Origin of the sequence: Devosia sp. 63-57, assembly GCF_001899045.1 — a bacterium.
GTDB lineage: Bacteria > Pseudomonadota > Alphaproteobacteria > Rhizobiales > Devosiaceae > Devosia > Devosia equisanguinis.
The window spans coordinates 142,627-161,114 of record NZ_MKUY01000004.1 but is presented as its reverse complement, the minus strand read 5'-3'; the positions used below and the strand labels follow the sequence as shown (position 1 = coordinate 161,114).

General features: G+C 62.2%; 20 protein-coding genes. 13 read left to right on the top strand and 7 right to left on the bottom strand.

Annotated features, from left to right (window positions below):
- Positions 1 to 19: 19 nt before the first annotated feature.
- Positions 20 to 964, top strand: coding sequence for a DMT family transporter (locus BGO80_RS05950; RefSeq protein ID WP_286719927.1), 945 nt, complete (start codon positions 20 to 22; stop codon positions 962 to 964).
- Positions 965 to 1,037: 73 nt separating this feature from the next.
- On the opposite strand, the gene serA is transcribed toward BGO80_RS05950, so the two are convergent.
- Positions 1,038 to 2,621 carry a phosphoglycerate dehydrogenase gene (gene serA, locus BGO80_RS05945; RefSeq protein WP_126149945.1) on the bottom strand — a complete coding sequence of 528 codons (1,584 nt, stop codon included), beginning with the start codon at positions 2,619 to 2,621 and terminating at the stop codon, positions 1,038 to 1,040.
- Between the two features lie 159 nt (positions 2,622 to 2,780).
- On the bottom strand, positions 2,781 to 3,953 hold the full coding sequence (locus BGO80_RS05940; RefSeq protein ID WP_286720744.1) for a phosphoserine transaminase: 1,173 nt from the start codon (positions 3,951 to 3,953) through the stop codon (positions 2,781 to 2,783).
- 239 nt (positions 3,954 to 4,192) lie between these two features.
- On the opposite strand from BGO80_RS05940, the gene BGO80_RS05935 reads away from it, so the two are divergent.
- The 7 genes from BGO80_RS05935 to BGO80_RS05905 all read left to right on the top strand — a co-directional run bounded on the left by BGO80_RS05935 (position 4,193) and on the right by BGO80_RS05905 (position 10,720).
- Positions 4,193 to 4,951 (top strand): sulfite exporter TauE/SafE family protein, encoded by a 759-nt coding sequence (locus BGO80_RS05935; RefSeq protein ID WP_126149947.1) that lies wholly within the window; start codon positions 4,193 to 4,195, stop codon positions 4,949 to 4,951.
- Between the two features lie 90 nt (positions 4,952 to 5,041).
- The gene (locus tag BGO80_RS05930) at positions 5,042 to 6,841 is read left to right on the top strand and encodes a M3 family oligoendopeptidase (RefSeq protein WP_286719921.1); all 1,800 of its coding nucleotides are present in this window, start codon (positions 5,042 to 5,044) and stop codon (positions 6,839 to 6,841) included.
- A gap of 51 nt (positions 6,842 to 6,892) precedes the next feature.
- Positions 6,893 to 7,057, top strand: a complete 165-nt coding sequence (locus tag BGO80_RS05925; protein WP_126149949.1) for an aa3-type cytochrome c oxidase subunit IV — start codon at positions 6,893 to 6,895, stop codon at positions 7,055 to 7,057.
- Positions 7,058 to 7,123: 66 nt separating this feature from the next.
- The gene (locus tag BGO80_RS05920; RefSeq protein ID WP_286719917.1) at positions 7,124 to 8,602 is read left to right on the top strand and encodes a Re/Si-specific NAD(P)(+) transhydrogenase subunit alpha; all 1,479 of its coding nucleotides are present in this window, start codon (positions 7,124 to 7,126) and stop codon (positions 8,600 to 8,602) included.
- Between the two features lies 1 nt (position 8,603).
- Positions 8,604 to 8,912 (top strand): proton-translocating transhydrogenase family protein, encoded by a 309-nt coding sequence (locus tag BGO80_RS05915; protein WP_046105516.1) that lies wholly within the window; start codon positions 8,604 to 8,606, stop codon positions 8,910 to 8,912.
- Positions 8,913 to 8,915: 3 nt separating this feature from the next.
- Positions 8,916 to 9,302 carry a RidA family protein gene (locus tag BGO80_RS05910; RefSeq protein WP_126149951.1) on the top strand — a complete coding sequence of 129 codons (387 nt, stop codon included), beginning with the start codon at positions 8,916 to 8,918 and terminating at the stop codon, positions 9,300 to 9,302.
- Between the two features lie 14 nt (positions 9,303 to 9,316).
- Positions 9,317 to 10,720 (top strand): NAD(P)(+) transhydrogenase (Re/Si-specific) subunit beta, encoded by a 1,404-nt coding sequence (locus BGO80_RS05905; RefSeq protein WP_126150003.1) that lies wholly within the window; start codon positions 9,317 to 9,319, stop codon positions 10,718 to 10,720.
- A 134-nt stretch (positions 10,721 to 10,854) separates the two neighbouring features.
- Here BGO80_RS05905 and BGO80_RS05900 read toward each other — a convergent pair whose 3' ends face one another.
- Positions 10,855 to 11,067 (bottom strand): SlyX family protein, encoded by a 213-nt coding sequence (locus BGO80_RS05900; protein ID WP_286719907.1) that lies wholly within the window; start codon positions 11,065 to 11,067, stop codon positions 10,855 to 10,857.
- Positions 11,068 to 11,209: 142 nt separating this feature from the next.
- Between BGO80_RS05900 and BGO80_RS05895 the strand changes: the two genes are divergently transcribed.
- The 4 genes from BGO80_RS05895 (at position 11,210) to BGO80_RS05880 (ending at position 14,561) form a co-directional block, all read left to right on the top strand.
- Positions 11,210 to 11,776, top strand: coding sequence for a TspO/MBR family protein (locus BGO80_RS05895; RefSeq protein WP_286719905.1), 567 nt, complete (start codon positions 11,210 to 11,212; stop codon positions 11,774 to 11,776).
- Between the two features lie 77 nt (positions 11,777 to 11,853).
- On the top strand, positions 11,854 to 12,492 hold the full coding sequence (locus BGO80_RS05890; protein WP_126149954.1) for a DsbA family oxidoreductase: 639 nt from the start codon (positions 11,854 to 11,856) through the stop codon (positions 12,490 to 12,492).
- Between the two features lie 57 nt (positions 12,493 to 12,549).
- Positions 12,550 to 13,359 carry an alpha/beta hydrolase gene (locus BGO80_RS05885; protein ID WP_286719901.1) on the top strand — a complete coding sequence of 270 codons (810 nt, stop codon included), beginning with the start codon at positions 12,550 to 12,552 and terminating at the stop codon, positions 13,357 to 13,359.
- 20 nt (positions 13,360 to 13,379) lie between these two features.
- Positions 13,380 to 14,561, top strand: a complete 1,182-nt coding sequence (locus BGO80_RS05880; protein ID WP_126149956.1) for a multidrug effflux MFS transporter — start codon at positions 13,380 to 13,382, stop codon at positions 14,559 to 14,561.
- A 54-nt stretch (positions 14,562 to 14,615) separates the two neighbouring features.
- On the opposite strand, the gene rpsU is transcribed toward BGO80_RS05880, so the two are convergent.
- Positions 14,616 to 14,846 carry a 30S ribosomal protein S21 gene (gene rpsU / locus BGO80_RS05875; protein ID WP_086470604.1) on the bottom strand — a complete coding sequence of 77 codons (231 nt, stop codon included), beginning with the start codon at positions 14,844 to 14,846 and terminating at the stop codon, positions 14,616 to 14,618.
- A gap of 211 nt (positions 14,847 to 15,057) precedes the next feature.
- Between rpsU and BGO80_RS05870 the strand changes: the two genes are divergently transcribed.
- Positions 15,058 to 15,750, top strand: a complete 693-nt coding sequence (locus tag BGO80_RS05870) for an alpha/beta fold hydrolase (RefSeq protein ID WP_286719894.1) — start codon at positions 15,058 to 15,060, stop codon at positions 15,748 to 15,750.
- Positions 15,751 to 15,765: 15 nt separating this feature from the next.
- On the opposite strand, the gene BGO80_RS05865 is transcribed toward BGO80_RS05870, so the two are convergent.
- The 3 genes from BGO80_RS05865 to BGO80_RS05855 all read right to left on the bottom strand — a co-directional run bounded on the left by BGO80_RS05865 (position 15,766) and on the right by BGO80_RS05855 (position 18,449).
- Positions 15,766 to 16,701: a hemolysin family protein gene (locus BGO80_RS05865; RefSeq protein ID WP_286719891.1), complete on the bottom strand. Its 936-nt coding sequence runs from the start codon at positions 16,699 to 16,701 to the stop codon at positions 15,766 to 15,768.
- A 198-nt stretch (positions 16,702 to 16,899) separates the two neighbouring features.
- Complete coding sequence (ybeY, locus tag BGO80_RS05860) at positions 16,900 to 17,376, bottom strand: rRNA maturation RNase YbeY (protein WP_286719889.1); 477 nt, start codon at positions 17,374 to 17,376, stop codon at positions 16,900 to 16,902.
- An 11-nt stretch (positions 17,377 to 17,387) separates the two neighbouring features.
- Entirely contained in the window at positions 17,388 to 18,449 is a 1,062-nt protein-coding gene (locus BGO80_RS05855; protein WP_286719887.1) for a PhoH family protein, read from the bottom strand.
- Between the last annotated feature and the right edge of the window lie 39 nt (positions 18,450 to 18,488).

Here is an 18,488-nt window from a genome sequence, read left to right as displayed (position 1 = left end):
TTACATCACCAAAGCCATTATGACAAAGCCGCAGACACACCAAAATCGCGGCATAACCGCCCGCTTTCTCGATCAACCCTACCTTCTATTGATCCTGGCCCCGCTTTTTTGGGGTGGAAATCTCGTCGCCGCCAAGATGGTAACCGGGGAAATCGACCCCTTTCTGCTGCTGGCAAGCCGCTGCGTGCTGGCGACGCTCTTCATCCTGCCCTTCTCGATCAGTCATCTGCGCCAGGACTGGGCCGTCGTGCGAAAGTCCTGGCCGATCCTCATGGCCTATGGCGCGGTGGGCTACGCCTTTTTCAACGTTCTGCTCTATGTCGGCCTGCAGACGACGAGTGGAATCAACGCCGCCATCGTCCAGGCTGCCCTGCCCATGATGATCCTGGGCGCCAATTTCATCATCTTCCGGGTCCGCGCCCGCTTCGCGCAGATCATCGGCGTGCTGCTGGCCATTTTCGGCGTGCTCGTGACCGCCACCCACGGCAATCCGCTGCGTGTGCTCACCCTCGACGTCAATCTTGGCGACGGCTTCGTCATCCTCGCCTGCATTTCCTATATGGCCTATACGCTGGGTTTGCGCTTCCGCCCCAAAATGCACCTCATGAGCTTCATGGCCGTGTCCTTCGCCGGCGCTGCCATCACCGGGCTCATCATGCTGGCACTATTCGGTGGCGGGCTAGGCGCCATTGCCAGCCTGGGCAGCACCTCGACAGCCGTCTGGCTCGTCATCATCTATATCGCGATCTTTCCCTCGATGGTCAGCCAGATCGCCTATGCCCGCGGGGTGGAACTGGTGGGCGCCAATCGCGCCGCGCCCACCCACAATCTCATCCCGGTCTTCGGGACACTGGGCTCGGTGCTGATCCTGGGAGAAAGCCTGCAGCCCTATCACTTCATCGCCGCCGGCATCATCATTGGCGGCATCGTACTGGCCGAATGGGCCGCACGACAAAAGGCCTGAACGCCATATGCAAAAAGGCCGGCGCAACGCGCCGGCCTTTGTAAGCTTCACATGGTCTTGGCGCGTAAGCGCCTCAGAACTTCAGCGCCTTGGCCTGCTTCACGCCCTCCAGCGAGGCGATCTCGACCAGTTGCGCCTCGGTCAGCGTGCCATCGATCGAAATCAGCGCGATAGCATCACCACCCACTTCGGCACGGCCAAGATTGAAGTTGGCGATGTTGATGCCCAGCGTACCCAGCAGCGTGCCCAGGCGGCCGATATGGCCCGGCTTGTCCTCATTGGTGACATAGAGCATGGACGGGGTCAGTTCCGCTTCCATGTTGATGTCCTTGACCTGGATGATGCGCGGCTTGCCATTGGCGAACAGCGTACCGGCAAGGCCACGCACCTGGCGCTCGGTCGTGATGGTCAGCCGGATATAGCCCTCATAGGAGCCCTGGCGATCGCGATTGGTGGTCTCGACGGTGATGCCGCGATCCTTGGCGATCTGCGGAGCCGAGACCATGTTGATATCGCCCAGCGACGGCTTGAGCACACCATTGATGGCGGCAGCGATCATCGGCTTGGTGTTGAGCTGGGCCACATTGCCCTCGAACTCGATCTTGATGCCCGAGATCGCGGTTTCGGTCAGTTGGCCGGCAAACGAACCCAGCGTTTCGGCGAGCTTGACCCACGGGGTCAGGAGCGGTGCTTCCTCGGCCGAGATGGATGGGAAGTTCAGCGCATTGGTGATCTCGCCAGTCATCAGATAGGCCGAGATCTGCTCGGCGACCTGCAGCGCCACATTTTCCTGCGCTTCGGTGGTCGAGGCGCCAAGATGCGGGGTGCAGATCACATTCGGCAATTCGAACAGCGGATTGTTTTCGGCCGGCTCGACCAGGAACACGTCAAGCGCCGCACCGGCGACATGGCCGGACTTGAGCGCAGCGTAAAGCGCTTCCTCATCGATCAGACCGCCACGGGCGCAGTTGATGATGCGCACGCCCTTTTTGGTCTTGGCCAGGTTTTCCGCATTGAGGATGTTGCGGGTGGCGTCGATCAACGGAGTATGCAGCGTGATGAAGTCGGCGCGGGCCAGGAGATCGTCGAGTTCGACCTTTTCGATACCCAGGGTTTGGGCGCGTTCGGGCGTGAGGAACGGGTCGTAGGCGATGACCTTCATGCGCAGGCCAATGGCGCGGTCGGCCACGATCGAGCCGATATTGCCGGCGCCGATCAGGCCAAGCGTCTTGTTGGTGACCTCAACGCCCATGAAGCGGTTCTTTTCCCACTTCGATGCGCGGGTCGAAGCATCGGCTTCCGGCAACTGGCGGGCCAGCGCCATCATCATGGCAATGGCGTGCTCGGCCGTCGTGATCGAGTTACCGAAGGGCGTATTCATCACAATGATACCCTTCTTGGTCGCCGCCGGAATATCGACATTGTCGACACCGATGCCGGCGCGACCGATCACCTTGAGATTGCTCGCCGCGGCGATGATCTTCTCGGTCACCTTGGTGGCCGAACGGATGGCCAGTCCATCATACTGGCCGATGACTTCGAGCAGCTTTTCCTTGTCCTTGCCCAGATCGGGCAGATAGTCGACCTCGACGCCATTGTCCTTGAAGATCTGGACGGCGGTGGGGCTCAGCTTGTCGGAAACGAGAACTTTTGGCATTTGGGATTTTCCAATTTGGCTGCGGCAGCAGGTCCGTCAGCGCCGCTTAATTGATACACAAGGTATTTCCGCTGCCGTCACCACCCGGCTTGACCGGGTGGTCCATGGATTGCCCGGTCAAGCCAGGCAATGACGACAGCAGAAGGTTCGGCAAATGAGTTAAGCAGCAGCCTTGAGCGCGGCCTTTTCCTGGGCGAAAGCCCAATCGAGCCACGGGGTCAGCTTGGCGAGATCGTCGGCTTCGACGGTCGAACCTGCCCAGATGCGCAGGCCCGCCGGAGCATCCTTGTAGGAGCCGAAATCATAGCCGACGCCGAGCTTGTCGAGGCGGGCGACGATGGCCTTGGCAAAGGCCGCCTGTCCATCGGCATCGAGCGCCGCGATCTCGGCATCGACGATCGACAGGCACACCGAGGTGTTGGAGCGCTGATCGGCCTGCTTGGCGAGGAAATCCACCCACTCGGTCTTGGCGACCCAGTCGGCAAGTACCTTGAAATTGGCATCGGCCCGGGCTTGCATGGCACTGAGCCCACCAATGCTGGCACCCCACTTCATGGCGTCGATTGCGTCTTCGATGCACAGCATCGACGGCGTATTGATGGTTTCGGCCTTGAAAATACCTTCGATCAGCTTGCCGCCCTTGGTCATGCGGAAAATCTTGGGCAGCGGACGGTCGGGCTTATAGCTCTCGAGCCGTTCGACGGCGCGCGGCGACAGGATGAGAATGCCGTGCGCACCCTCGCCGCCCAGCGCCTTCTGCCAGGAGAAGGTGACGACATCGAGCTTGGCAAAGTCGAGCTTCTGCGCAAAAGCCGCCGAGGTGGCGTCACAGATGGTCAGGCCTTCGCGATCAGCCGGGATCCAGTCGGCGTTGGGGACGCGCACACCCGAGGTGGTGCCGTTCCAGGTGAAGACCACGTCGCGCTTGAAATCGACCTGTGCCAGATCGGGCAGCTCGCCATAGGGCGCTTCGAACACGCGCACATCGTTGAGCTTGAGCTGCTTCTGCACATCGGTGACCCAGCCGGCACCGAAGGATTCCCAGGCCAGCATATCCACACCGCGGGCACCCAGCGCGCTCCACATGAACATTTCGACCGCGCCGGTGTCGGAAGCCGGCACGATGCCGATGCGGTAATCGGCCGGCACTTCGAGCAGGCTGCGGGTAAGATCGATGGCTTCCTGAATCCGGGCCTTGGCGATCTTGGCGCGGTGCGAGCGACCGGTCAGCGCATCAGCGAGCGCCTGGATCGTCCAGCCTGGACGCTTGGCACATGGGCCCGACGAAAAATTGGGGTTTGCCGGTTTTACCGCCGGTGCGGTCAGGGGCATATCAGCCATCTTAAGCGGCCCTCCCAGGCCTATGGTCTCGCGTTAGGGCGAGATGTCCTGAGGACGCAGATACTCCCGCGCCAACACCGCCGTCAATCGATATTTTGGCAGGCATTTGCGCCGCTTCGGCCCCGTGCCCGCAAAAGCTCATTTCGCCGCTCAGCCTACCCTCAGTTGACAAAACCGGCCCTTCGGGATGGGTTTGTGCACCCCTCCTGTTCCGGATTCGCAATTCCCCCATGGTCGATCCCGTTTTCGTCACGATTGCCGTGGTGGCGGTCCTTATTGTCGGGCTCAGCAAGGCGGGCCTGTTGGGCGGGCTCGGCGTCGTTGGCGTGCCGCTCCTGACCCTGGTTATGGCCCCGCGCGATGCGGCCGGCATGATGTTGCCGGTGCTGCTCTGCATGGATGCGGTGGCCATCTGGATGTATCGCAAGGAATGCGACTGGAGCCTGCTCAGGATCATGCTGCCCGGCGCCGCCGTGGGCACGTTGATCGGCTGGGCCCTCTGGGCCGTGGTCAGCGATGCCGTCGTTTTGCTCATGGTCGGCGTCGTTACTCTGCTCTTTGTGCTCGACGCTGTTTTTCCCATCCGCAAGAAGCTCGAGGGCCTGCCGCCGTCAAAGCCCTGGGGCGCATTCTGGGGTGCTGTCGCCGGCTTCACCAGTTTCATCTCCCACACCGGCGGCCCGCCGTTCCAGATCTATGTGCTGCCGCGCAAGCTGGCCCCCGCCCTTTACGCCGGGACCACCGCCTTCTTCTTCGCCATCGTGAATTCCGCCAAGCTCATTCCCTATTATTTCCTTGGCCAGCTCAATGTGCACAATCTGATGCTCTCGGCGGCCTTGGCGCCGGTGGGCGTGCTGGGCGTATTCCTCGGCGTCTATCTCGTGCGCCGCATCGACGCTCGCCTTTTCTACCGCATTGCCTATTGGCTGGTCTTCCTGTTGGCGCTGCAACTGATCTGGGAGGGCACGCATCGGCTCATGGCGGGATAGACTATGCCGACCGCGTCACCCCACCACCTTCACATCCCCCTGCCCACTGGCTAAGGTCCGCCCCGAAAATTCGTTTCGGGAGTCGCGTTCATGTCCGCCGCACAGAAGACCCACAACCAGTTCGGCAACCTTCCCGTCTGGGACCTGTCCGACCTCTATCCCGGCAAGGACAGCGCCGAATTCAAGGCCGGGCTGGAAGAGGCAAAGCAGCTCGCTGCCAAGTTCGAGGCAGACTACAAGGGCAAGCTGCTCGATCTCACCCGCTCCGGCGGCCTGATCAAGGCCATCAAGGACAGCGAGACCCTGGGCGATCTCACCGGCCGCATCGGCTCCTATGCCTTCCTGCAATATGCGCAGAACTCCACCAATCCCGACCGCGCCAAATTCATGGGCGATACGAATGAGGCGCTGACCGCCCTCTCGACCCGGGTGCTGTTCTTCGAGCTTGAGCTTAACCGCATCGAGGACGCCGAGCTCGACGCCGCGCTCGAGCGCGATCCCGAGCTGGCCCGCTACCGCACCTGGTTTGCCGACCTCAGAAAGGCCAAGCCCTACCAGCTCGACGACAAGCTCGAAGAGCTGTTCCACGACAAGTCGGTCACCGCCTTCTCCGCCTGGAACCGGCTCTATGACGAGACGCTGGCAACGCTGGAATTCGAGGTCGAGGGCGAAAAGCTCAATCTGGAATCCACGCTGCACCTGCTCTCCGAGAAAGACGAAAAGAAGCGCGAAGCCGCCTTCCACGCCGTTGCCAAGACGCTGGGCGCCAATGGGCGGCTCTTTACCCACATCACCAATGTCCTGGCCAAGGACAAGGAAATCTCCGACCGCTGGCGCGGCTACCAGGACATTGCCGATAGCCGTCACATGGCCAATTCGGTCGAGCGGGAGGTCGTCGACGCCCTTCAAACCGCGGTCCAGGCAGCTTATCCGCGCCTCAGCCATCGCTATTACAAGATGAAGGCCAAGTGGTTCGGCAAGGACAAGCTCAATGCCTGGGACCGCAATGCGCCGCTGCCGACCAGCGACGAACGGGTCTGGGACTGGGACACCGCCGTCACCACAGTGCTCGACGCCTATGGCCGCTTCTCACCCGAACTGGCCGAGGTCGCAAAACCCTTCTTCAATTCCGGCTGGATCGATGCGCCCACCGGCAATGGCAAGCTCTCGGGCGCCTTCGCCCATCCCACCGTGCCGAGCGCCCATCCCTATCTCATGCTGAACTATCTCGGCCGCACCCGCGATATCATGACGCTCGCCCATGAGCTGGGGCACGGCGTCCACCAGCGCCTCGCCGCCGCACAGGGCCCGATCATGGCCAACACTCCACTGACCCTGGCCGAAACTGCCTCGGTCTTTGGCGAAATGCTGACCTTCCGCGCCCTGCTCGACAAGACCACCGATCCCAAGCAGCGCTTTGCTCTACTGTCTTCCAAGGTGGAAGACATGCTCAATACCGTGGTGCGGCAGATCGCCTTCTACACCTTTGAGCGCAAGGTCCACACCGCCCGCCGCCAGGGCGAATTGCGCACCGAAGAGATCAATGCCATCTGGATGGAAGTCCAGGCGGAGTCGCTGGGCGACGGTATCGTCGCCAATGAGGGCTATGAGGTATTCTGGACCTATATTCCGCACTTCATCCACTCCCCCTTCTATGTCTACGCCTATGCCTTCGGCGACTGCCTTGTGAACTCGCTCTACGCACAGTATGAGAAATCAAGCGAAGGCTTTGCGGAGCGCTATTTTGAGCTCCTCAAGGCGGGGGGAAGCAAGCATCATTCCGAATTGCTCAAGCCATTTGGCCTGGATGCAAAAGATCCCCAATTCTGGTCGCTTGGCCTCTCGATGATCGAGCGGTTGATCGACGAGCTGGAAGCCACCAGCCCCTGAGGCTGGACTTTCGGATTAGCCCGAATAGACGACTATACTTTTGAGGACCCAATGGCCAAAACCCACGCACAGCACCACACCGACCCCGTACTGGAATCCGGCATGGATTATGCAGAACACGAAAAGACCTATAACGGCTTCATTACCGGGGTTAAGTGGTCGGTCTACGGCATCGCCGCACTGATGGTGGTCTTGTATTTCGTGGTCATCCACTGATCGGTTTTCAACAAGCAGGCCCGTGAAACAGCCTGCCCGTCGGCAGGCGGGTAGGAGAGAGTTTCCATGAAGATTGCCGTCCTGCGGGAGCGGACTGAGGGTGAAAGCCGCGTTGCGGCCACCCCCGAAACGGTCGCCAAGCTCATCGGCCTGGGCGCCGGGGTCACGGTTGAGAAGGGCGCGGGATCAGGCTCGCGCATTGCCGACGAGCAGTTCTCGGCCAGCGGCGCGACCATCGGCGCCGATGCCAGGACCACGCTCGCGGGCGCCGACATCGTGCTGGTGGTCCGCCGCCCCGCAGCGGCCGACCTGGCCGGCGTCAATCCGGGTGCGCTGCTGATCGGCGCCCTTGACCCCTATGGCAATGACGGCGACGTCGCCGCCTTGGCCAAGGCCGGCGTCACCGCCATGGTCATGGAATTCATGCCACGCATCACCCGCGCCCAGGTGATGGACATTCTCTCCTCCCAGGCCAATCTCGCCGGCTACCAGGCCGTGATCGAAGCAGCCTCGGTCTTCGACCGCGCCATGCCGATGATGATGACGGCCGCAGGCACCGTTCGCCCCGCCAAGGCCTTCGTCATGGGCGCCGGCGTTGCTGGCCTTCAGGCCATCGCCACGGCCAAGCGTCTCGGTGCCGTCGTATCAGCCACCGATGTGCGCGCCGCTGCAGGCGAGCAGGTGGAATCGCTCGGCGCCAAGTTCATCATGACCGAGGCTCTCAAGGATGCCTCCGGCACCGGTGGCTATGCGCGCGAGCTGACCAAGGACGAGCAGGCGGCGCAAGCCGAACTGGTCGCCGGACACATTTCCAAGCAGGACATCGTCATTACCACTGCCCTCATCCCGGGCCGTCCGGCACCCAAGCTGGTGACCCGCGCCATGGTGGAAAGCATGGCTCCGGGCTCGGTGATCGTCGATCTCGCGGCTGAACGCGGCGGCAATGTTGAACTGACCCAGCCTGGTAAGGTTATCGACCACAACGGCGTTGTCATCATCGGCTACACCAATCTGGCCGGTCGCATTCCCACCACCGCCAGCCAGCTCTATGCGCGTAACCTGCTGTCCTTCATCGACACCCTTGTCGACAAGAAGGAGAAAAAGCTCGCCATCAACTGGGACGACGAACTGGTCAAGGCCACCGTGCTGACCCGCAACGGCGCTGTCGTGCACCCCAATTTTGTGGCCGCTGCCAAGACCGGCGACATCGTCACGGCACCCTCAGGTGCGGTTTCTGGTGATGTGGTGAGCGCAAAACCCAAGCCGGCCCCGAAAAAGCCCGCGGCAAAGGCCGAGCCCAAGGACGCGCCGGTCAAGACCGGTGCGGCCAAGAAACCCGCAGCCATCAAAAAGACGGCACCAAAGGCCGAAGCAGCGCCTGCGCCCGAAGCGGTTGTGACACCTGCACCTGCCGTGCCCGTCGTCGCCAAGAAGGCGCCTGCTCGCAAGCCTGCAACGCCCAAGGCAGACGCTGTTGCAAAAGAGCCAGCCGCCAAAAAACCGGCCTCCAAGAAGCCCGCCGCCAAGCCAGAGGAAGGCAAGTAAGATGGATATGTCCGCAATCGACCCCTTCACCTTCCGCCTCGCCATTTTCGTCCTGGCGATCTTTGTCGGCTACTTCGTGGTCTGGAGCGTCACCCCGGCCCTGCATACCCCTCTGATGAGCGTCACCAACGCCATCTCCTCGGTGATCGTGGTGGGCGCATTGCTCGCCGTGGGCGTCAACATGGTTCATGACGCCAGTTGGGTGAGCAAACTCTTTGGCTTCATCGCCCTTGTGTTCGCCAGCGTGAACATCTTCGGCGGATTCCTGGTCACCCAGCGCATGCTGGCCATGTACAAGAAGAAGGGCTAGCCGATGGAAAGGCGTAACCTTTCCGGCGCGGGCCTATCGACGCCGCCCATTCAATACAGTCACGGCGTGCTCGCAACGGCGCCTCAGGCCATCCTCACGACGTCGGGCCAAGTGGCGATCCGCGCCGATGGGTCTATCCCCGAGGGCATCGAGGCACAGCTGGAGCTCATCTTCCAGAACATCGAGTCCATTCTCGTCGATGGCGGCTTCACCATGGCAGATGTGGTGCAAGCCCGCACCTTCCTGACCGATGCTGACCAATTGCGCGCCAGTCGCGCCGCCTTCACCAAATGGCTCGGATCGGCCCAGCCCGCCAGCACCCTCGTAATCGTCAAAAGCCTGATCTCGCCGGCCCTTCTGGCCGAAGTCGAAGTCATGGCGGTTCGCTAAGGAACCTCATCATGATTGACGCAAATATCGCCGCCCTGCTCTATCTGGTCGCCGGCGTGCTCTTCATCCTGGCCCTGCGCGGCCTCTCCAGCCCGAAATCGGCCCGTCAGGGCAATACGTTCGGCATGGTGGGCATGGCTATCGCCATCGTCACCACCCTGGCCGTCGCCGCGCCCTCCGATTTCATCAGCTGGTTGCTCATCATCGGCGGCCTTGGCCTCGGCGGCGGCATCGGCGCCTATATGGCCCGCACGGTCAAGATGACCGACATGCCGCAACTGGTCGCCGCCTTCCACTCGCTGGTGGGGCTGGCCGCCGTCTTCGTGGCCGCGGCCGCGCTTTACGCGCCCGAAGCCTTCGGCATCGGCACGCTCGACCATATCCACGCCCAGGCGCTGGTCGAAATGTCGATCGGCACCGCCATCGGCGCTTTCACCTTCACCGGCTCGGTCATCGCCTTCGCCAAGCTCAATGGCAATATGAGCGGCAAGCCGATCATCCTGCCTTCGCGCCATCTCATCCACATTGCCTTCGGCATTGCCATCGTGGCTCTGGTGGTCGCCTTTGCCATGACCGGCCAGGCCTGGATGTTCTGGGCCATCACCATTCTCGCCCTCATCCTGGGCGGGCTGATGATCATCCCCATCGGCGGCGCCGACATGCCCGTCGTGGTCTCGATGCTCAATTCCTATTCCGGTTGGGCAGCTGCCGGCATCGGCTTCACCCTGGGCAACACCGCTCTGATCATCACCGGCGCACTGGTTGGCTCCTCGGGCGCCATTCTGTCCTACATCATGTGCAAGGCGATGAACCGCAGCTTCATCTCCGTCATCCTGGGTGGCTTTGGCGGCGACACCGCATCGGCCGCTGCGGCAGGCGAAGACGACCGCCCTGTCAAGCAAGGCGCTGCCGACGACGCGGCCTTCCTGATGAAGAATGCCGGCAAGGTCATCATTGTCCCCGGCTATGGCATGGCCGTGGCCCAGGCCCAGCACGCTTTGCGCGAAATGGCCGACATGCTCAAGGCTGCCGGTGTGGAAGTGAAATACGCCATCCACCCCGTCGCCGGCCGCATGCCGGGCCACATGAACGTGCTGCTCGCTGAAGCCAATGTGCCCTATGACGAAGTGTTCGAGCTCGAAGACATCAACTCCGAATTCGCCCAGTCCGACGTCGCCTTCGTCATCGGCGCCAATGACGTGACCAACCCCGCCGCCAAGACCGACAAGACCTCGCCGATCTACGGCATGCCTGTTCTCAACGTCGAGGATGCCGGCACCGTGCTGTTCATCAAGCGCGGCATGGCCGCCGGTTATGCCGGCGTGCAGAACGAACTGTTCTTCCGCGATAACACCATGATGCTGTTCGGGGACGCCAAGAAGGTCACCGAAGAGATCGTCAAGGCCCTGGGCCACTAGCCGTTTGCGGATGAGATCGCCCCGGCGGGGCGCCTAAAGCTACGGCGCCACGAGAGCTAGGCTCGAGCGGCGAGGATCGACCAAGACACAAAAGGCCCGCTTCTGCGGGCCTTTTCATTTGGATCACGTTACACTCAGTAATGCGGCGGTGGCCTCTCAGTCGATGGATCGGCGATATAGGCGCCGCTGCGCACTTGCTCCTCAAGCTGGGTAAGCTTGCGCGTCAACAGGTCAATCACCTTCCATTGCTCGGTGATCGCCGCGTTCAAATCCTCGATAACCTGGTCCTGATGGGCAATGCGCGTTTCCAGCCCATCCAGCCTTTCAACATCGTCTTTTTCGCTCATCGCAGATCTCCTTGGCGCTCTCGACATAGGCTGACTGAGGCCCTCGCTCAAGCGCTCGTGCACGCGAGCAAGTTTACCTATTGGGAACCTGTTTGCCTTCCGCGCCATTGAATTGGGTGAAAACGCCACCCTGGAGCCGCAAATGGCCACCAACAGCGCAGTCCTTCTTCCCCAGTCCACCCGCCCCCATGCAGTGAGCGCTAATGCGCGCTACCGCGCCGCCTTCGGGCTGTTGATCGCTGCCGGCCTGCCGCTTGGCCTGTTTGGTCTCGTCAATCTTGCCGCCGAAGCTGTTGGCCTCATACCTCTGTTTTTCGCGCCCTTCGGTCTGCCTGGCTGGCTCGGCGCCGTAGCTCATCTCGCCATGCTGCAGCTGCTTGGTGCTGCCGGCTGGATCGCCACCCGCAAGGGCGATATCAGTCTTCATCTGTGGCTGGGTGCGCTGATGGCCGGTGTCATTGCCGTCCCCTTCATCACCGCACCGCTTGATTCTCTGCAGATGAGCATTGTCAGCGTCGTCCTCTTTCTGCTGGCCCTGGCCACCATCCAACGCGTTGGTAAAGCCTCGCGCACCGCAGGCTGGCTGCTGGTGCCGGTCCTTGGTTGGCTGGGTCTGAGCGCTGCTTTGGGCATGGTGCTCGCCGCTGCCTGGACCCCGCCCTTCGCCCTGACGCAGGGCATGGACAATGCGCCGCCCGCTGCTGGCTGACAGTTACCGGCAAGTTCCTTCTTGCCGAATGCGATGGGAACGCTCATTTGAAGGCAAATAGTCTTCGGAGTCTTCTCATGGCCAAGCTGCTCAAGATCGACGTGTTCACCGACGTGGTCTGCCCATGGTGCCTCGTCGGTTCAGCGCGTCTCGACCAGGCCATTGCTGCCTTGCCCGACGATGTCGAGGTGGAGGTGACCAACCACCCCTTCTATCTTGACCCCACAGTGCCGCCCGAAGGCGTCGATGTCGGTCAGATGCTCCAGGAAAAGTACGGTCGCGACCCCAAGGAAATGTGGGCACGCGTCGAGGGTGAGGCCAAGAAGGCCGGCATCGATCTCGACCTGTCCCAGCAGCCGCGCATGTTCAACACGGCCAAGGCTCACACCATCACCAGGCTGTCCAAGCCCAATGGCAATCAGCACGAGCTGGCCAACGCCATTGCCGATGCCTATTTCCTCGAGCATCGCCAGATCAACGACGACAACGTCCTCGCCGATATCGCCGTGCAATATGGCTGGGATCGCGGCGACGCGCTCGACGCCATCAATGACGAGAACGAGCTATCCATCACCGCGCAATTGGCCACCAGCGCCGCCCAGCAAGGCATCCGCGGCGTTCCCTTCTTCGTTTTCGGCGAGAAATACGCCCTCTCCGGCGCCCAGCCGGACGAAGTCTTTGCCCAGGCGCTCGAAAAGACCATTTCCGAACTCTGACACCGGCGTCCAGGCTGGTATAGGCTGGTGCGAACAGAGTCGCATCGAGGTCGTCACGTGAAGCTGCTGCGCCGTCTCCTGATCGCCATCATCGCCCTGGTGGCTATCGCCTATGCCGGCGTCGTCGGTTACATGTATGTCAACCAGCGCGCCCTGCAATACGCCGCCACCGGCCCGGTCATTCCGCTCGCCGACACCGCGCTGAGCGGCGCCGAAGATATAGCGCTGCCGTCGGGCGACGGCGTCATCCACGGCTGGTATCAGGCGCCCCGGCCGGGCTTGCCGGTGATCGTCTACTACAAGGGCAATTCCAAGAGCTTCGGCGAAGAGCATGAGCGCTACGAAGCGTTCGTCGCGGCCGGCTACGGCTTTATCGCCTTCGACTATCGCGGCTTCCCGGCCTCGCCCGGCCAGATCACCGAGGACAATATCCTTGCCGATGCCCTAACCGCCTATGACTGGGCGGCTGCCAAGGGCGACCCGCTCGTCATCTGGGGCCGTTCGATCGGGTCCGGCCCCGCCACCTATGTCGCCAGCCAGCGCGACGCCAAGGCTCTGTTGCTCGAAACGCCCTTTCTTTCCGCCGTCGGGGTGGCCGCCGAGCGCTATCCCTATCTTCCCGTCTACTGGGTGATGCAGGATCAGTTTCGCAGCGATGAATGGATCAAGGACGTCGCCGAGCCGGTCTTTGTCGGTCATGGCACCGCCGATACCACCGTCGACGTTTCCAATGGCGAACGCCTCTACGCCCTGGCGCCAAACCCTTATGAACTCTGGATCGTTCCGGGCGTCGGCCATTCCGACCTCTGGGCCGCTGGTATCTGGGACAAGGCAAGGCCCTTCTTCGAAAGCGTTATGACACCGTGACCATATCAAGACCGGTGGGCATGTCCGCCCGCCGCACCGCCATTATCGGCGGCCTGATGGTGGCTACCGGCCCGCTGAGCCTCACCCTTTACGCGCCGGCCCTGCCCACCATCGTCGGTGATCTCGGCACCACCGATGCCGGGGTAAAGCTGACGCTGACGGTCTATTTCGCCGCCTTTGCGCTGGCGCAGTTGATCTGCGGCCCGCTGTCGGATCGCTTTGGCCGGCGTAGCGTCGGCATCGCCTTCTTTGCCATCTATGTGCTCGGAAGCCTGGTTTGCATGGCCGCGCCGTCGCTCGAAGTGCTGTTCATCGGCCGCTTCATCCAGGGCTTCGGCGTGTCCGCCGGCGTCGCCCTGTCGCGCGCCATGGTGCGCGATCAGTTCGTCGGCAGCGAAGCCATTCGCATCCTCACCATGATCAACTTGATCCTGACCGTGACCCCGGCCGTGGCGCCGACCCTGGGCAGCGTCATTCTCCTTGGCGGCTCCTGGCATTATCTGTTCCTGGTTATGGCAGGGTTCGGTCTCGCCATTCTCGCCCTGCTGGGCACCGGCGCGCGGGAAACGCTGCCTCCCGAGGCACGCATTCCCTTCCGGCCCGGCGTCATCCTCGGCAATTACCGGACGCTTCTCAGCGCACCGGATTTCCTCATTCCCTCGCTCCTGCTTTGCCTTACCTTTTCGGGCTTCCACGGCTTCACTGCGCTTTTGCCCTTCGTGCTTATCGACGGACTGGGCCTCACCCCGTTCCAGTTCGCCATGGCGATGCTGGTGCAGACCGGTTCCTTCATTGCCGGCAACCTGCTGGTGGGCGCACTCTCGACCCGCCTCGGCGGCACGCGATTGATGACGGTGGCACTGGTGCTTATGGGCGTCAGCGGGCTGGCCTTCGCCACCCTGCCGGCGCTCTATCCGCAATCGGTTCTGGCGGTGATGGTCCCGGTCGGCATCTGGATGGTCGGCATTGCCTTCATCAGCCCCAGCGCCACGGCGGCAGCCATGGCCGGGTTCGGCGGCATGGCCGGCGCGGCGGGTGCGCTGACCGGTTTCTTCCAGGTCGGTGGCGGCTTTCTCGGCTCGCTCACCGCCGGCACCCTGTTTCCCGATGCGCATACGGCCCTGGTTATCCAGATGCCCATCGTCGCCATTCTCGCCATCGCGGTAGCGCTTATCGACCGGCGGCGGCGCAAGCGGCAATAAAAAACACCGCCCCGAAGGACGGCGTTCAAATTCTTCGGCAGAGCCCTGAGCAGCTTAGCTCGGACGACCCGGTGCAGCCACAATGCCGCCTTCGCGCTGTGCGCGCTTACGAGCCAGCTTGCGGGCGCGACGAACGGCCTCGGCCTTCTGGCGAGCCTTCTTTTCAGAGGGCTTCTCGTAATAGTTGCGCAGCTTCATCTCGCGGAAGACGCCTTCGCGCTGCAGCTTCTTCTTGAGCGCGCGCAGCGCCTGGTCAACATTGTTATCGCGAACGACTACTTGCAAAGGTCAACCGCCCTTTCAAAGCTTTTGCAAACTGGTGAACATAGCAAAGGCACCTAGTGGTGCCCCCGCCGACCAGCAGAGCCGGTCATCGTGGCGGGCTCTATAGCTCAAACCGGGCCTTGTGTCCACACTGACGATACGGAAAATTGCAGGCTCTTGCGGGCTTTCGCGGCTCCCGCTACCCCTCTGGGACTGCTTTGCGGAGTTCGCCATGTATCAGCCCCTGCTTCTCATTCCTGGCCTGCGCTGTGATAGCTATCTCTACGCCCCGCTCATTGCCCGCCTCGATGCCGGAACCGCTGCCGTGGTGGCGGATGTGTCACGCGACGATTCCATCGCGGCCATGGCCAGTCGCGTGCTCGCCGTCGCGCCGCCGCGCTTTGCGCTCGCGGGCTTGTCCATGGGGGGCTATGTCGTACTCGAAATCATACGCCAGGCGCCCGAGCGGGTCACACACCTGGCACTTCTCGACACCAATGCCCGACCCGACAGCGACGAACGCAAAGTGGCCCGCCGGGCGGAAATGGCGCTGGTAGCAGCTGGCAAATCGGCGCTGGTGTCGCGCATGGGCCTGCCCGGCCTGCTTGCTCCCCGCCATATCGATACCCCGATCGCCGAGGCCGTGCATGAGATGACCATGCGAGTCACCCCCGAAACCTATTACCGCCAGCAGACCGCCATCATGGGCCGCATCGATTCCCGGCCCTTTCTCCAAGACATCGCCGTGCCCACCCTGGTGGGCGTCGGCGCCGAGGACCAGCTCATTCCCCTGCCGCTGTCCCAAGAGATGGCGGCGGCGATTCCCGGGGCTGAACTGGTGGTCTTCCCAGATGCCGGCCATATCCCGACGATCGAGAATCCTGCTGCGGTAGCCAGTGCCGTCCACGACTGGCTACGGCGCTGAGGTAAAGAAGGCGGCCTATTCGGCCGCCTGCTTCTGTTCTTCGCTGCGCTGGTCGGTGATGGCCAGCGGCTCGCCCTGCTCTGCCGGCGCCTCCGCGCTCCTGCGACGAATGCGCAGGCGCTTGATGCGGCGACTGTCTGCGGCAAGAATCTCGAACTCGAAGCCATCGAGACTCTCGAGACCCGTTACCCGCTCGCCGCGCTTGGGGACATGCCCGGCCAGGTCGAAAACCAGACCACCAATAGTGTCCACCGCATCGCCAAAGGCGCCAGGGTCGAAATCCGGCCCCACCAGGGCGCGCACGTCATCGAGTTCAGCACGGGCATTGGCGATATAGGTGTCCTTGCCGACCTTGCGGATCAGCGCCACCTCGGCCTCATCGTGCTCGTCCTCGATCTCGCCAACGACCGCCTCGAGCAGGTCCTCAATGGTCACGAGGCCATCCGTGCCACCATATTCGTCGACAACGATGGCCATATGAGTTCGACCGGCGCGCATCGACTGCAGCAGGTCCGAAGCCGGCATGAAGGTAGGCACGAACATCGCGGTGCGCATGATGCCCAATTTGCCGATCTTCTGCTTGAGCGCGGTCGAGAGCAATTTGACCGGCACATCCTTTTCAGGATCGTTCACCGCTTCGGTGATGCGGGACAGTGCATCCTTGATGTGAATGAAGCCCTTGATGTCATCGAGGCCATCTTCATAGACCGGCAGGCGCGAATGGCCGACCTGCTTGAACTTGGCCAGCAATGTCCCAAGGTTGATGTCGATGGAAACCGCATGCATATCGCTACGCTCCACCATGACGTCGTCGACCGACACCTTGGCCAGCTTCAGCACGTTTTGCAGGATGATGCGTTCACTCTCGGTGAAATTCGCGGTCTCGGCGCTGCCGGTTTCTTCCAGCGCCACCTGCAGATCGTCGCGCAGGGAAACCGTTCTCAGGGCCATCAACCCTTTGATGCGGTTCCACAGGCTCGGCCCCCGCGACGAGGCGGAGGCGGGACTAGAGGGAGGTTCAGGGTTTTCGGCCACCCAGGGGGCCTTGTTACTGTCGCTGTCGGTCATCATCTCGCGCCGCGCAAATGCGGCTCTTGGTGTCCTTTGGACGAAAATGCCTCTGAAGATCAGAGGTTCCAGGCGGTTTTGTCAATCGGCATAGGGATCGTCTATCCCCAGCCCCGCCAATATCTGGGTTTCGAGTCCTTCCATTTGAAGGGCCTCGTCTTCCACGATGTGATCATAACCCAGAATGTGCAGAAATCCATGCACCATTAGGTGGGTGAAATGGTCATCAAGGCTCTTGCCGAGGTCAAGTGCCTCTCGCTCCACTGTTTCTCGCGCCAGCGTGATGTCGCCCAGAATGCCCATGACCGGCCCGAAGGGCTCGATCTGCGGGAAACTTAACACATTGGTGGACGCATCCTTGCCGCGCCATTGACCATTGAGCTCGCGCTGCTCGGCATCGTCGGTGAGCAGCACGGAAATCTCGGCAGCGCCCTTGACCTTCGCCTTGGCGCCGGCGAGAGCCGCCAGCACCGCCTTTTCGGCAAGGGCATCGAAATGGTCCGGCCAGCCCTCCGCATTGCGGATGACGGCGATCTCAAGCGGGGGCAAGGCAGGCATGGATGTGCGGTTCAGCTCCGGGGCAACGCGCCCAATGTCCGCGCCAGACCATCCCTGTCGCCTTCCTTTTCGGCGAGGCGGCGCGCGGTATCGGCTTCATAGGCCCGCACGATGCGCCCGACAAGCGCATGGCGCACCACGTCCTTGTCGTTGAAGCGTGAAATATGCACGCCCTCGACGCCGTCGAGCAGATTGACCGCTTCCACCAGACCCGATTTCTCGCCGCGCGGCAGGTCCACCTGAGTGGGGTCGCCCGTGACGATCATCTTGGAGTTCTCGCCCAGGCGGGTCAGGAACATCTTCATCTGCATCGATGTGGTGTTCTGCGCTTCGTCAAGAATGACCACGGCATTGGCGAGGGTCCGGCCACGCATGAAGGCGAGCGGGGCCACTTCGATAATGCCCGAAGTGATGCAGCGCTCGACATTTTCGGGCTTCATCATGTCATAAAGCGCGTCATAGAGCGGGCGCAGGTAAGGATCGACCTTTTCCTTCATGTCGCCGGGCAGAAAGCCCAGACGCTCACCGGCTTCGACGGCCGGGCGGGACAGGATGATGCGATTGATGTCGCCACGCTCGAGCAGCGATGCGGCATGCGCCACCGCCAGATAGGTCTTGCCGGTACCGGCGGGGCCGACACCGAAGACCAGCTCGCTCCGCTCCATGGCGCGCATATAGGCGTCCTGCGCCGGCGTGCGCGCGACGATGGTGGATTTGCGCGTGGCGATCTGGGCCATGCGCACCTTGCCCTTGCGCTCGAGGGTCGGCAGCGTCAACTGGCTGTCCTCTGTCTCGATCATGCGGATCACCGCATCGACATCGGCTATATCGACGCTGCGGCCTTCCTCGAGATTGGTGTAAAGCGATTCCAGCACGCGTCGCGCCTGATCGACCTTGGAGGCCGCGCCCTTGATCAACACATGATTGCCGCGCGGCGTGGCCGACACGGCAAGGCGCTGTTCTATCAAGGCGAGGTTCTGGTCGAAATCGCCATAGAGCTGGGCAGCCAGGCGATTGTCTTCAAAGGCGAGTTCGAGTTGCGATGCGAGGGCGTTGTCTGCGGTCGGTGGCAAATGCCTGCTCAAACTGGTGTGGCTCCGAAGGGCGGCGCG